Origin of the sequence: Photorhabdus kayaii, assembly GCF_025384895.1 — a bacterium.
GTDB classification, from domain to species: Bacteria; Pseudomonadota; Gammaproteobacteria; order Enterobacterales; family Enterobacteriaceae; genus Photorhabdus; species Photorhabdus kayaii.
In genome coordinates this window covers 49,018-61,765 of record NZ_JAJAFZ010000016.1, presented here as the reverse complement: position 1 = coordinate 61,765, position 12,748 = coordinate 49,018, and the positions used below count along the sequence as shown (strand labels likewise).

At 42.5% G+C, this 12,748-nt stretch carries 16 protein-coding genes; 11 read left to right on the top strand and 5 right to left on the bottom strand.

Features of this window, described 5'->3' with window-relative positions:
• Positions 1 to 93: 93 nt before the first annotated feature.
• Both rph and pyrE read left to right on the top strand, forming a co-directional pair.
• A complete protein-coding gene (gene rph, locus LGZ98_RS08555) occupies positions 94 to 822 on the top strand; it encodes a ribonuclease PH (RefSeq protein ID WP_113041821.1) in 729 nt (242 codons plus the stop codon).
• 84 nt (positions 823 to 906) lie between these two features.
• The gene (gene pyrE / locus LGZ98_RS08550) at positions 907 to 1,548 is read left to right on the top strand and encodes an orotate phosphoribosyltransferase (protein ID WP_113041820.1); all 642 of its coding nucleotides are present in this window, start codon (positions 907 to 909) and stop codon (positions 1,546 to 1,548) included.
• A gap of 60 nt (positions 1,549 to 1,608) precedes the next feature.
• On the opposite strand, the gene slmA is transcribed toward pyrE, so the two are convergent.
• The 4 genes from slmA to coaBC all read right to left on the bottom strand — a co-directional run bounded on the left by slmA (position 1,609) and on the right by coaBC (position 4,102).
• Positions 1,609 to 2,208, bottom strand: a complete 600-nt coding sequence (slmA, locus tag LGZ98_RS08545; protein WP_112877832.1) for a nucleoid occlusion factor SlmA — start codon at positions 2,206 to 2,208, stop codon at positions 1,609 to 1,611.
• A 17-nt stretch (positions 2,209 to 2,225) separates the two neighbouring features.
• Positions 2,226 to 2,357 carry a hypothetical protein gene (locus tag LGZ98_RS08540; protein WP_262405130.1) on the bottom strand — a complete coding sequence of 44 codons (132 nt, stop codon included), beginning with the start codon at positions 2,355 to 2,357 and terminating at the stop codon, positions 2,226 to 2,228.
• 91 nt (positions 2,358 to 2,448) lie between these two features.
• The gene (gene dut / locus LGZ98_RS08535; RefSeq protein WP_113041819.1) at positions 2,449 to 2,907 is read right to left on the bottom strand and encodes a dUTP diphosphatase; all 459 of its coding nucleotides are present in this window, start codon (positions 2,905 to 2,907) and stop codon (positions 2,449 to 2,451) included.
• Positions 2,885 to 4,102, bottom strand: a complete 1,218-nt coding sequence (coaBC, locus tag LGZ98_RS08530; protein WP_113041818.1) for a bifunctional phosphopantothenoylcysteine decarboxylase/phosphopantothenate--cysteine ligase CoaBC — start codon at positions 4,100 to 4,102, stop codon at positions 2,885 to 2,887. The genes dut and coaBC overlap by 23 nt, the downstream gene beginning before the upstream one ends.
• Before the next feature lie 197 nt (positions 4,103 to 4,299).
• Between coaBC and radC the strand changes: the two genes are divergently transcribed.
• From radC to LGZ98_RS08490, 8 genes are all read left to right on the top strand, one after another.
• On the top strand, positions 4,300 to 4,992 hold the full coding sequence (gene radC / locus LGZ98_RS08525; protein WP_088372679.1) for a RadC family protein: 693 nt from the start codon (positions 4,300 to 4,302) through the stop codon (positions 4,990 to 4,992).
• Positions 4,993 to 5,231: 239 nt separating this feature from the next.
• Positions 5,232 to 5,468: a 50S ribosomal protein L28 gene (gene rpmB / locus LGZ98_RS08520; RefSeq protein ID WP_011148921.1), complete on the top strand. Its 237-nt coding sequence runs from the start codon at positions 5,232 to 5,234 to the stop codon at positions 5,466 to 5,468.
• An 11-nt stretch (positions 5,469 to 5,479) separates the two neighbouring features.
• On the top strand, positions 5,480 to 5,647 hold the full coding sequence (gene rpmG, locus LGZ98_RS08515) for a 50S ribosomal protein L33 (RefSeq protein WP_010847629.1): 168 nt from the start codon (positions 5,480 to 5,482) through the stop codon (positions 5,645 to 5,647).
• A 166-nt stretch (positions 5,648 to 5,813) separates the two neighbouring features.
• Complete coding sequence (locus LGZ98_RS08510; RefSeq protein WP_158536525.1) at positions 5,814 to 5,963, top strand: hypothetical protein; 150 nt, start codon at positions 5,814 to 5,816, stop codon at positions 5,961 to 5,963.
• Entirely contained in the window at positions 5,945 to 7,066 is a 1,122-nt protein-coding gene (locus LGZ98_RS08505; RefSeq protein WP_113041817.1) for a glycosyltransferase family 4 protein, read from the top strand. Before LGZ98_RS08510 ends, LGZ98_RS08505 begins: the two co-directional genes overlap by 19 nt.
• A gap of 187 nt (positions 7,067 to 7,253) precedes the next feature.
• Positions 7,254 to 8,276, top strand: coding sequence for a glycosyltransferase family 9 protein (locus LGZ98_RS08500; protein ID WP_113041816.1), 1,023 nt, complete (start codon positions 7,254 to 7,256; stop codon positions 8,274 to 8,276).
• A complete protein-coding gene (locus tag LGZ98_RS08495; RefSeq protein ID WP_113041815.1) occupies positions 8,257 to 9,375 on the top strand; it encodes a glycosyltransferase family 4 protein in 1,119 nt (372 codons plus the stop codon). Before LGZ98_RS08500 ends, LGZ98_RS08495 begins: the two co-directional genes overlap by 20 nt.
• Positions 9,356 to 10,531 (top strand): glycosyltransferase family 4 protein, encoded by a 1,176-nt coding sequence (locus LGZ98_RS08490; RefSeq protein WP_113041814.1) that lies wholly within the window; start codon positions 9,356 to 9,358, stop codon positions 10,529 to 10,531. The genes LGZ98_RS08495 and LGZ98_RS08490 overlap by 20 nt, the downstream gene beginning before the upstream one ends.
• Positions 10,532 to 10,564: 33 nt before the next feature.
• Here the strand turns inward: LGZ98_RS08490 and rfaL are convergent, their stop codons facing one another.
• Positions 10,565 to 11,782 carry an O-antigen ligase RfaL gene (gene rfaL / locus LGZ98_RS08485; protein WP_262977972.1) on the bottom strand — a complete coding sequence of 406 codons (1,218 nt, stop codon included), beginning with the start codon at positions 11,780 to 11,782 and terminating at the stop codon, positions 10,565 to 10,567.
• Positions 11,783 to 11,901: 119 nt separating this feature from the next.
• On the opposite strand from rfaL, the gene mutM reads away from it, so the two are divergent.
• Complete coding sequence (mutM, locus tag LGZ98_RS08480) at positions 11,902 to 12,711, top strand: bifunctional DNA-formamidopyrimidine glycosylase/DNA-(apurinic or apyrimidinic site) lyase (RefSeq protein WP_262977971.1); 810 nt, start codon at positions 11,902 to 11,904, stop codon at positions 12,709 to 12,711.
• Positions 12,712 to 12,748: the final 37 nt, after the last annotated feature.

Genomic DNA, 12,748 nt, shown 5'->3' with positions numbered 1-12,748 from the left:
ATTATAACGCTCGTTGTAGATGCAGGATAGGAATTAGCTCTGTTAGGCCGTATAATGCGCCCCCAATAATGATTTAACAACGGAGATAACACTATGCGCCCAACAGGAAGAGCGGCAGAACAAGTGCGTCCTATCACTATAACCCGTCATTATACTAAGCACGCGGAAGGTTCGGTTCTAGTAGAGTTTGGCGATACTAAAGTGTTATGTAATGCCTCCGTTGAAGAAGGCGTTCCTCGTTTCTTGAAAGGTCAGGGGCAGGGCTGGGTGACGGCTGAATATGGCATGTTACCGCGTTCTACTCATACCCGAAATGCCCGTGAAGCAGCTAAAGGCAAACAGGGCGGCCGTACGATGGAAATCCAGCGTTTAATTGCCCGTTCGCTACGCGCCGCTGTTGATCTGAAAAAACTGGGTGAATACACCATTACACTGGATTGTGATGTTATTCAGGCTGATGGCGGTACCCGTACAGCTTCTATTACGGGTGCTTGTGTCGCGCTAGTTGATGCGTTGAATAAAATGGTTGAAGCAGGCAAGCTGAAAGAGAGTCCTCTGAAATCAATGGTTGCTGCGGTCTCTGTTGGCATTGTGGATGGTGAAGGTCGTTGTGATCTGGAATATGTGGAAGATTCCACCGCTGAAACTGATATGAACGTCGTGATGATGGAAGATGGCAGGATGATTGAAGTGCAAGGCACTGCGGAAGGCGAACCATTTAGTCATGATGAGTTGTTATCCTTATTGGCCCTTGCCAAGGGAGGATTAGAGGATATTTTTGATGCGCAGAGAAATGCGTTAAAACAAAATGCATTAAAATAATAAATTGATCAGGCGACGTGATAGTCGCCTTTTTTATGCCTGTTGTATGACGATAACTATGACTCAAAAAGAGGAGAGACACCAATGAAAGCCTATCAGCGCGAATTTATCGAGCTTGCGCTAAAAAAACAGGTACTGAAATTTGGGGAATTTACCCTGAAATCAGGACGTAAAAGCCCGTATTTTTTTAATGCCGGGCTGTTTAATACTGGGCGTGATTTGGCGTTAATCGGGCATTTTTATGCAGCAGCATTGTTGGATAGCGGTATTCAGTGCGATTTGTTATTCGGACCTGCTTACAAGGGTATTCCAATTGCAACGACAACGGCAGTGGCACTGGCAGAGCATCATGATATTGATATGCCATATTGTTTTAACCGTAAAGAAGCTAAAGATCATGGTGAAGGTGGTACTTTGGTTGGTAGCCCACTTAAAGGTAATGTTGTTCTGGTTGATGATGTTATTACCGCAGGTACAGCTATCCGTGAATCGATGGAGATTATCAAGCAGCATAGTGCGACACTTGCCGGCGTGATGATTTGTCTTGATCGTCAGGAACGTGGGAACGGTGAAATCTCGGCAATTCAGGAAGTTGAAAGGGATTATGGTTGCAAAGTGTCTTCTATTATTACCTTGAATGATTTGATTAATTATTTGAGTGGTCAGCCAGAGATGAAAGCTCATCTGGATGCAGTAAAAGCCTATCGTGTGCAGTACGGTATCTGATAGATAAGCTTCAAAAAAAAGCCCTCGCCCAATAACGGGCGGGGTGAGTAGTAGAATAACTTATTGTAGCTGAGCCAGTAATAATGGCCAGCGTGCTTCAAATTCCTGGGTTGGACGATAGTGGAACTCAGAGCGTACAAAACGTGAAAGCATCCCTTCACAAAATGCGAGTAACTGAGAAGCTAATAACGATTCATCATAACTGAAACCTTGCCCATCACGTAATTTTTTCTCTTTTAAAACTTGACGGATCTGTACTTCAATTCGTTCAAATAATTGATTTATGCGCCCTTGCAGCCGGTTTTGTTCAAACATTAGAGCATGACCGGTCATGATGCGGGTCAGACCTGGGTTTTTTTCTGAAAAACCCAAAATCAGGATCAATATCAGGCGAATACGAGTTATGGTATCTTTTTCATCTTGCAGGATCAGGTTAATCCGTGAAATTAATGAATCTTCAATGAACTCTATCAGGCTGTCAAACATCCGGGTTTTACTAGGAAAATGCCGGTATAGGGCAGCTTCGGAAACGCCTACGTTGGCGGCTAGTTTAGCAGTAGTGATTCGATGGCTACCATCACTGGATTGCAACATATGCGCCAGCGCCTGCAAGATCTCTTCGCGTCTGTTTCTTTTCTTTGTATTTTCGTTTTCTGCCATGTCTGACAAGACCTTTGTTAAGAACAGCAAAACAAACAAATCAGTAATTCTTTGCTCAATGGCATTTTGAGCAAAGAATATGATAATGGGTTATACCCGCCATCTTTCAAGTTGCCTCTTTGTTGGCTGCACTCGCTCACCCTGGTCACATCGTTATCTATGCTCCCGGGGATTCACTCCCTTGCCGCCGCGATGCATCTTGAAATCCATAGGGTATAAACGGTATGGTCTTACAGAGATTTATTGGCGACCGGAATGACCAAAACCACCGCTGCCTCTTTCGCTGGCTTCAAAATCTTCTACCAGATTAAATTGGGCCTGAACGACGGGTACAAAAACCATCTGAGCGATACGTTCGCCTGGTTGGATAGTGAAAGCTTTATCACCACGATTCCAGACGGAAACCATTAGCTGACCTTGGTAATCAGAATCGATCAAACCCACTAGATTACCCAGAACGACACCATGTTTATGTCCAAGGCCTGAACGGGGCAGAATAACGGCTGCCAGTTGTTCATCACCAATATGAATAGCAAGCCCGGTTGGAAGCAGTTCTGTTTGTCCTGGAGCCAGTTCTACCGCATTGTCCAGGCAAGCGCGTAAATCTAAACCTGCGGAACCCGGTGTGGCGTAAGTTGGCAAAGGAAATTCCTTCCCGATACGTGGGTTAAGAATTTTAACGTCGATTTTTTTCATCATAGCGTCTGACTATCTCGTCTAATAAATGGTGGCTGAGTAATAACTTATTACTATGAGGTAAGCGGATTTCTCCCTCATGCCAGAACAAATGTAATGCATTAGTATCGCTGTTAAAGCCGTGGCCAGTTAGGGATACATCGTTTGCACAAATCAGATCCAAATGTTTTTGGTTCAGTTTTTTTCGTGCGTATTCTTCCACATTCTGGGTTTCAGCCGCAAATCCAACCACAAAAGGGCGGTTTTCTTGCATTGCTGCTACATTGGCAACAATATCCGGGTTTTTGATCAGGGTAAAAGTGATCTCATCACCCTGTTTTTTAATTTTTTCTGAGGCAATCTGTTTAGCGCGATAGTCTGCAACCGCAGCACAACCAATGAAGATATTCTGTGAACCCGCTATTGCTTGTACTTGTTCGTTCATTTCTAGGGCGCTGGTGACGTCGATTCGTTTGACTCCCGGGGGTGTCGGTAAATTAACGGGGCCAGTGATCAGGGTGACTTCTGCACCACGTGTTGCCGCAGCTTGGGCGATAGCAAACCCCATTTTGCCGGAGCTGTGATTACTGATAAAGCGGACGGGATCCAGCGCTTCACGGGTTGGTCCGGCGGTAATAGCAAGTTTTAGGTGAGCTAAATCTTGGCTTGCTTGAAAATGTTGTTCAGCGAGTTCGACAATCGCCATGGGATTTAGCATCCTGCCGGGACCAACGTCACCACAAGCTTGGCTGCCGTTGTCCGGTCCCCACAGGAGAACGCCCCGTTCTTCAAGGCGCTTGAGATTATGTTGCGTCGCTTGAGCTAGAAACATTTGTTGATTCATTGCGGGTACGGCGGCAATTGGGGCTGGGGAGGCCAAACAGACAGTTGTTACGAGATCATTTGCCATACCGACTACCAGGCGTGCCAGTAAATCAGCGGTAGCTGGGGCGAGAATAATCATATCAGCCCATTTGCCAAGTTCAATATGCCCCATGGCAGCTTCTGCTGCCGGATCTAACAAGTCATCGGAAACGGGATAACCAGAAACCGCCTGCAACGTCATTGGTGTAATAAACGCTTCTGCTGCTGGTGTCATCACTACACGTACTTGTGCGCCGCGATCACGCAGGCGGCGTACTAGCTCGGGAGTTTTGTAAGCGGCTATTCCTCCGCTGATACCGAGCACAATCTGTTTGCCGGAAAGTCCTGCCATCATGATTGTCCGAATATTAAGTTGCAAGGGGCCAAGATTTTATCACAAGAAATTACAGAGTTGAGCAGAGTCTGAGCTTTGATTGTAAAAAAGGATAAGTTTGCGAGCGGCTACGCAGCTCCTGAATATGATATTCGCCCTGATGTTTAAGGCATGGAATACTGTTTGTATCAGGTGAAATAGGGCAGGGAGATGAATATATGGGAGTTGATGTTGCTGAAAATACAGGAGAAATATATTCAAATTTAGCTCCCAGAGAAAAATTGTTGGCTTATGGTTCGGTTTCTCTGACAGATGCTGAGTTACTGGCTATTTTTTTACGTACCGGGACCAGAGGACTTCCTGTTTTACGAATGGCTGAATTTCTACTGAAAGAATTTGGATCTTTGTACCATTTGCTCTCTGCTGATTATGACACTTTTTGTTCTCATAAAGGGATGGGATTGGCTAAGTATGCACAATTACAGGCTATTGCAGAACTGGCAAAGCGTTTTTTTTCCAGCCAATTCATGCATGAGGATATTATGAGTAGTCCAAGTGTGACTCAAGAGTATTTGCAAAACCTATTATCAGGGCGCGATAGAGAAATATTTGTTGTGTTGTTTCTCAATAATCAAAATAGAGTCATCTGTCATGAGGAGATGTTTAAAGGCACCATTAATAAAGTTGAAGTCCATCCTCGTGAAATTGTCCGATCAGCGATAAAGGTGAATGCTTCATCCGTTATTTTGGCTCATAATCATCCATCAGGTCATGCAGAACCAAGTTTGGCAGATAAGATTGTTACAGATAAAGTAATTGATGCCTGTAATTTGGTTGGTGTAAAAGTGCTGGATCATCTGGTTATTGGCCGGCAATGTTGTGTTTCATTTGCTGAGCGAGGATGGATTTAGCTAACTTTTTCAAGATCCTTATGGATCTTTGGTTGTGCGGGACTTGAGCGTCAGCGATTGAGGGCGTATACTACGCCACCTTTGAGGATCTTTGGTTTGGCGAGAAGAGCCTATCTCAGCACATTTTCTGAGTAAATGTGAGTCTTTTCAGTGGAATTTGCTGAGATAGGCTCCTAAGCCTGACGAGGCGGCCATACCCAATACAAAGCTCGAGCTGATTTGATTTTTGGAGAATAGACATGTCCCGAGTCTGCCAAGTTACTGGCAAACGCCCGATGAGTGGTAACAACCGCTCTCATGCATTGAATGCGACTAAGCGTCGTTTTCTGCCTAACCTGCATTCCCACCGTTTCTGGGTTGAGTCCGAGAAGCGTTTTGTGACTCTGCGTGTATCTGTTAAAGGTATGCGTGTGATTGATAAGAAGGGTATCGATGCAGTTTTGGCTGAGCTTCGTACCCGCGGTGAGAAGTACTAAGGAGCTGAAAAATGGCTAAAGGTATTCGCGATAAAATTAAGCTAGTTTCTTCAGCTGGTACTGGTCACTTCTATACCACTACGAAGAACAAGCGTACTATGCCTGAGAAACTGGAAATGAAAAAATTTGATCCAGTTGTTCGTCAGCATGTTATGTATAAAGAAGCCAAGATTAAATAATTTTGGTTGATTTGATAAAAACCCGGCCTAGGCTGGGTTTTTTGTTGTCTGAAGAGTTTTAACAGATATTCACTGATTCTTCTCTACATTTCATATATATACCCTATGGATTTCAAGATGGAGCGCGACGGCAAGGGAGTGAATCCCCGGGAGCATAGATAACGATGTGACCGGGGTGAGCGAGCGCAGCCAACAAAGAGGCAACTTGAAAGATAACGGGTATATCCTGTTATTCGTAGACGTAAGATACGGTTTCGCTATACTAACGCTTTCCGGTAGGCTAGATATGAAACCGAAATGGCTAAAGAAAAACTAAATATTTTACATACAGAATCATCTTGTGGTTGGGGTGGTCAGGAGATCCGAATCCTGACGGAATCCCAAGGAATGATAAAACGTGGACACAAGGTGGTTATTGTCTGTTGTCCTAGTTCTAATATCTACCGTGAAGCAAAATCTTATGGTGTGCCGGCCGTAGCCCTGCCGATTGAAAAAAAGCGGCGGTCCTGCTTTCTTGCTATGCGTCGTTGGTTGAAAAAAGAAGGCCGTCAATTTGACGTTATTAATACACATAGCTCGACGGATGCATGGTTGGTTGCTGTGGCTTGTGCAACGTTAAGGCATATGCCGCCAATGGTTAGAACCAGGCATGTTTCTACTCATGTTTCTAATTCAATATCAACTCGTTGGTTGTATTTGAAAGCGTGCCAGCATATTGCGACTACAGGCGAAAAACTACGCCAACATCTGCATGCCGATAATCGTTATCCATTACAGCATATGACATCAGTGCCTACCGGCATCGATTTAGATCGTTTCCGACCGGAAGATAAGAAAGTTTGCCGTCAGCGGATTGGGATTCAAGATAAACCGACATTAGGTGTCGTTGCGACCATGAGAACCTGGAAAGGGCATCGCTATCTGTTGGAAAGCTGGAAAGTTCTGCACCAGAAATATCCTGATTGGCAACTTTTGTTTGTTGGTGATGGTCCACAACGTAAGTCATTGGAACCTTTAGTAAAGCGAGAAGGTTTGTCAAACAGTGTCATTTTTTTAGGTAACCGTCAGGATGTTCCTGATTGTTTGAATGCGATGGATTTATTTGCATTACCTTCTTTTGGTAATGAAGGCGTGCCACAAGGCATTATGCAAGCAATGGCGTGTGGGATACCTGTTGTATCAACCTCCGTTGGTGCAATTACCGAAGCGGTAGTTGATGGTGAAACGGGTTATATCGTGGAACCCAGAAATACAGAGTTATTGACGAAAAGTTTAGAGTTATTGATTCATAATAATGAACTGCGTTTGCAATTCAGCCATTCTTCATTAGAGCGTGCAATGGCTTTATTTGGCATGGATAAGATGTTGGATAAAATGGAAAATATCTTTTTTCACAGCATTAAAGGTAAAAAACGTTAACATTATTTAGGATTTATTCTGGTCCTTATTCTTCGGCTTATGGTTTTAGGTAATGTTCAACTTATTGATATTAAATTACTTTAAAGTTAATTATTAGTTAAATCACCTTGTTGTGGTCAATCGTATACAAAATGGTTTTTTGTATATTTTGTTGAATTTTATGGCAGATTAATTAGATAATTGTCTTATGCAGATCAAAAATATTCTGGTCATTGTTATAGCACGTTTCGGTGATACCTTATTGGTAACGCCGGTGATTCGTGCTTTAAAGCAGAAATGGCCTGGTGCGAATATTGATGTTATGGCTCATAAAAGGACTAAACAGATCCTTGAAAATATAAGTGATATCAATAAATTGACTGCTTTTTCGAAAGGTAAGGCAAACTGGTGTGGTTGGTTTACCCGTAAACATTATGATCTGGCTTTAGTATATAGTGACGATAAACCTTTATTGCAGTATGCGAAACGTAAATCACACTTAACGGTTTCATTTTCAGATAAGTCCGCGTTGCAATCTGATTGGCTGACTGTGGAAAAGCCAAAGATGTTGATGCCTGCTCAACAGGAACGGGCCATGCTTGCTAGCGCGGTAGATGTTGAGGTCAATGACTGGCGGTTGAATTATTGTGTGAGTGAACAGGAGTTACACTTTGCTGATGGTTTTATACGGCAGTATCATTTAGAGAACAAGCTCCTGATTGGTTTTCAGTTACAAAGTTTCCCGGCAAAAGCTTATCGTGATTGGCCGGTTGAACATTTTTACCAATTAGCGCAACACATTTGTAGCCGTTATCCCCAGTCACATATTATGTTATTAGGCAGTGTTGACGGTAAAATTGCTGCACAGTCACTGGCAAAAAGGTTAGGGGCTGAAAAGTGTACTTCATTGGCTGGTAGACTGACAATGCGACAGAATGCAGCAATAATGAGTCAACTTGATTTGTACATTGGTGTTGATACAGGGCCGACCCACTTAGCCGGCGCATTAGGTATCCCGATGGTTGCTATGTATCATAGTTTCCACCCAGGCCGCTTTTTGGCACCTCAGCAGCATTCTCATTTGGTGGTTATTGAACATCCGGTTCACTATATGCAAGCCACACGCAAAGACTCGATGTCTGCAATATCTGTTGAACAAGTCTGGCAGGCAACGCAAAAGTTACTAGAAACTAAGTTGTCAGGAAGAAAAGATGAAAATAGGTTTGGTTGATGTCACGGTAACTATGTCTTACGGTGGTATTCAGACGGCAGTCTGGGAACTTGCGAAAGCGTTGACTGATGCCGGTCATGAGATCCATATTTTTGGTGGAAAGGGTAATGTTCAACCAGAACTCAATGGGAGAGCAATTCAGGTTCACACTTTTCCATTTATTCCCAGGGAGAAAGTCATTAACATTGGTCGACGTTTTCAACGTATTATTGAACGTTACTCATTTGCTCGCCATGCTCGCGATACAGTTGTTACTGAGGATTTTGACTGGGTTATTCTGACTAAACCATTTGATTTTTTCTGGCCTCGAATGATGCCAAAAGAGAGCCGCACTAAATTTTGCTATATGAGCGGTGGCACCAGTTTTTTCAAGGGTGACAGAAAGCTGAGTAAGCGAATTTCAGCTTGGGTGGCATGCAGCCATTTTAATGCCTGGCAGATTCAGCACCATTTTAAACAATTCCCGAAGGTGATTTACAATGGTGTTGATATTAATAAATTCAGGCCGATAGACTCTTCTGTCAGAACGCGTCTTGGGATCAGTGATAAAACATTTTTGCTGACCTTTGCCGGCAGGTTGGTTGGCTGGAAAGGCATGCATGTTGCTATTGATGCAATGGCTCAGCTACAGGATAAAGATGTTAAATTGCTGATCATCGGGTCAGGTGAAGATCTGAAACGCTTAGAAAAGCGGGTTGCGCTATTACGGCTGGAAAAACAGATAATTTTCCATCCACCGGTAGGACATGATCAGTTGCCTGAATATTATGCTGCTGGTGATGCCGGGATTTTCCCCAGTATTGGTGATGAAGCGTTTGGTATCACAATTGCGGAAGCGATGGCGTGTGGCAGACCGGTGATTGCTAGTTATATTGGAGGCATACCTGAAGTTGTCGGTAACGAAAATAATTCGGGTATTTTAGTCACGCCAGGCGATGCTTCAGCAATTGTCGATGCGGTTAATTTTTTATTGTCTCAACCAGACAGGGGGCCAAAAATGGGAAAAGCAGCTCGTCAACGGATTGAAACAATGTATACCTGGGAGCATTCGGCAAATCGTTTACTGAAAGCGATAAATAATGAAGATTGCTTATATTGATCCCTATCCGGTTCCTGATTATCGGGTAGCATCATTGCAAATTTTGCAGAATGTTGATGCGTTTGCTCGCCAGGGAGCCTACGTATATTTGGTTACGCCTGAAGGTAAAAATACCGCAGAAGAGATCTTGGGGCGCTCATTATCACCATCAGTTAGACTGATATCTTTACGCAATATCCGGCGTAAATGGTATTTTCCATTCAATACCCAAAAAATGTTCTATTTCCAGGTTTCCCATTGGTTGAAGAGAAATGGGGTAGATGCCGTTTTTACCCGTAATCTGAAAATGGCAAAGTATTTATTGTGTGAACATCCAGAAATTCCGCTATTTTTTGAAAGTCATGAGATTTTTGCCCAATCATTTAAAGAATCGCATGATTTAAGTGAAAATAAAAATCAGCGTAAATATCAGAGGCTAAGAGAAATTGAACACTTTGTTTATCGCCAGTCCAGGATTATTTTCGTTCTGACGTCGTTACTTAGTGATGATATTATTAGTGAATATAATGTCAGCACGCCAATAGTTATTGCGCCAGATGGTGTGGATATGTTGGCAGTTGAGTCGATGTCATTAGATAAACGTGTATCAGACGACGGTGAATTACCAACTCAGATCCTTTATTTGGGCAGCTTGCATCGTTGGAAAGGTGTTCCAACGGCGATCAAAGCGATGGCTTATCTTGAGAATGCAGTATTGAATATTGCTGGTGGTGAACCAGGGCAAATTCAGCAATTGCGGCAGATTGCTCAGCAAATGGGGGTTGGCGATAAAATCAATTTTCTTGGGTTTATTCAACCTAAATTACGTTTTCAGATAATTGCAGATAATGATATTTGTCTGTTGCCATTAACTAAAACCAGCATTGGCAGTCGCTATACTTCGCCACTAAAATTATTTGAATATATGGCGATGGATAAGCCTGTGGTTATCTCTGATTTTCTTTCTATTCGTGATGTGGCTGATGAAAATGCGGTCAGTTTTGCTGACAGTGAGAATGCAGAAAGTTTTGCTCAACAGATTCAGTTACTGAGGGATAATCCAGAAAAAGTTAAGTCACAAGTTAGTTATGCAAAAATGTTGGTGACAGAGCGTTTTAATTGGGAGCAGAGAGCAAAGCTTATTATGCAGACAATATCAAAGGATATTTCTGCATAATAATCGGTTTGATAATATAGTCGAGATATCTGGTTAATTGTTTTTCTGCTGATATAGAGCAATCATCAGGCCGAATAGAATACCTATTTCATTGATATAGGTATTTTCAAAGGCTCCTCGGACAATAAACAATCCGATAAATCCCGTCAGTAGAATAATACTGGCTTGCTTTATTACACCATTGTTACGGCTAATAATATGGCTACCCGTGTACAGCGCTGAGAAGGTCATCAGCAAAGTGGTAATCAAGCCAATGATTCCACCAGCAAACCAGAGTGCCAGAAAGATATTGTGGGGGCCGATGGATGTGCGATATATCCAGTCTGGATAGTCGGCAACTCGTTCATTGTAGACCTGATGATAGACTTTATTGCCATAACCGTAGCCTTTGATTGGGTTCTCTAAAATCAACTCAAAAGCAGCCCCTTGTGTACCATTTTTATAACGATGGCTGCTATCAGTTTGAGTAAGTTTCCAAAATAATAATTTAGTATTTTCATTAGTTATGATCGTAGTGTGAGAAAGTACAACTGAAAAACTAAGGATTAAACTCGCTATTATGGTCAGCTTCCATTCTCGATTAATGATGATGATAAAAGCAGTGATGACGGCAATGGCGACCCAAGCGCCACGAGCTAAGGTACCTAATAACAAAAACAGACTGATAGCGGAAGCAACAGCCAGTATCAGCCAACTCACTAAGGTATGTTTCTTCCACAATGCCCAAGTACAAAGTAAGACCGGAAAATAGAAAATAAAACCGTAAGAAAATTCTCGGTGGTTGAAGTTAGTAAAAGGCATTTCACCTTTATTGTAGTTAATAATGTATTTACCAATATCAGTTAGGCATATTGCCAGCATACCAATGGCAAATGAGTACAGAATCATTTTGGCAATACTTTCTTTATTTTCTTTGTACAGCACCACAGGAAAAGTAAAACTGAACAATAATAGCCCATTTAAGATAGGTTTATTCATCTCTTGAAAACTCAATGCAGGATTGACGGAAATTGCTACTGAATAGAACATTGCTACGATGAATAATAGAATGGATAGAAATAGTGAATTACGCATGGAGCGCATCACTTGACGAAAATCTGTCACTAGATAGGTTAGTGCTGTAATGCTAATAAGCACGATAACCAGATTTTTATATCTCGTTATATCAGGTAGATAAACAAGGGCTATATAAATCCCAATGATGGATAAATTCCATAATGACCTTTTATCACGACTTTTAATATTAAACATATTCATAAATCTGCTTTCATTTCTGTTGAGTTTAGTTGGAAATAATACATGAAAAGATTATCTTAATCTGCTCAGATGCAATAGAGTTTAAGCAATATACATAGTTAGGAGTTATCACCATGCCAGAACTACCAGAAGTAGAAACCAGCCGGAGGGGAATAGAACCACATCTGGTAGGGAATGTGATCCAGTATGCGGTTGTCAGGAATGGTCGGCTACGTTGGCCGGTGGCGGAAGAAATTATGAAGTTGAGTGACCAGCTTGTGCTTAGCATTCAACGCCGGGCCAAATATTTGCTGATTGAACTGGCAAGTGGTTGGATTATTGTCCATTTGGGGATGTCGGGCAGCTTGCGTATCTTGCCAGAGGAACGCCCTGCGGAGAAACACGATCATGTGGATTTAGTGATGGCAGATGGTAAGGTTTTGCGTTATACCGATCCCAGACGATTTGGTGCGTGGTTATGGAGTGATGATCTCGAACGGTGCTCGGTATTGGCTCATTTAGGGCCTGAGCCACTTTCTGATGATTTTAATGGTTCTTATCTCTACACCCGATCAAGTAATAAAAAAACCTTGATTAAACCCTGGCTAATGGATAACAAACTGGTTGTTGGCGTTGGTAATATCTATGCAAATGAAGCGTTGTTTACTGCCCATATTCAGCCGGATCGTCCCGCGCATACTTTAACTGAGCGTGAAGCTAATTTACTGGCGGAAACGATTAAGAAGGTTCTACAACGATCTATTGAGCGGGGTGGTACGACACTCAGAGATTTCCTGCAATCTGATGGTAAACCGGGCTATTTTGCTCAGGAATTGTTTGTTTATGGCAGAGCAGGAGAACCATGTCGAATTTGTGGTGAAAAAATAGAGAGTATTAAGCTTGGGCAGCGCAGTACTTTCTTTTGCCGTCACTGTCAGTATTAGTGATATCGGATAGTTAGGGGAGGCGTTGCATAGGGAA

Excerpts from the sequence above, each read along its gene's own strand:
- LGZ98_RS08490 (WP_113041814.1), top strand. The coding sequence starts at position 9,356 with ATGAAGATTGCTTATATTGATCCCTATCCGGTTCCTGATTATCGGGTA.
- rpmB (WP_011148921.1), top strand. The coding sequence starts at position 5,232 with ATGTCCCGAGTCTGCCAAGTTACTGGCAAACGCCCGATGAGTGGTAAC.
- rpmG (WP_010847629.1), top strand. The coding sequence starts at position 5,480 with ATGGCTAAAGGTATTCGCGATAAAATTAAGCTAGTTTCTTCAGCTGGT.
- rph (WP_113041821.1), top strand. The coding sequence starts at position 94 with ATGCGCCCAACAGGAAGAGCGGCAGAACAAGTGCGTCCTATCACTATA.
- slmA (WP_112877832.1), bottom strand. The coding sequence starts at position 2,208 with ATGGCAGAAAACGAAAATACAAAGAAAAGAAACAGACGCGAAGAGATC.
- LGZ98_RS08505 (WP_113041817.1), top strand. The coding sequence starts at position 5,945 with ATGGCTAAAGAAAAACTAAATATTTTACATACAGAATCATCTTGTGGT.
- LGZ98_RS08500 (WP_113041816.1), top strand. The coding sequence starts at position 7,254 with ATGCAGATCAAAAATATTCTGGTCATTGTTATAGCACGTTTCGGTGAT.
- pyrE (WP_113041820.1), top strand. The coding sequence starts at position 907 with ATGAAAGCCTATCAGCGCGAATTTATCGAGCTTGCGCTAAAAAAACAG.
- mutM (WP_262977971.1), top strand. The coding sequence starts at position 11,902 with ATGCCAGAACTACCAGAAGTAGAAACCAGCCGGAGGGGAATAGAACCA.
- radC (WP_088372679.1), top strand. The coding sequence starts at position 4,300 with ATGGGAGTTGATGTTGCTGAAAATACAGGAGAAATATATTCAAATTTA.
- coaBC (WP_113041818.1), bottom strand. The coding sequence starts at position 4,102 with ATGATGGCAGGACTTTCCGGCAAACAGATTGTGCTCGGTATCAGCGGA.
- dut (WP_113041819.1), bottom strand. The coding sequence starts at position 2,907 with ATGATGAAAAAAATCGACGTTAAAATTCTTAACCCACGTATCGGGAAG.
- rfaL (WP_262977972.1), bottom strand. The coding sequence starts at position 11,782 with ATGTTTAATATTAAAAGTCGTGATAAAAGGTCATTATGGAATTTATCC.
- LGZ98_RS08495 (WP_113041815.1), top strand. The coding sequence starts at position 8,257 with ATGAAAATAGGTTTGGTTGATGTCACGGTAACTATGTCTTACGGTGGT.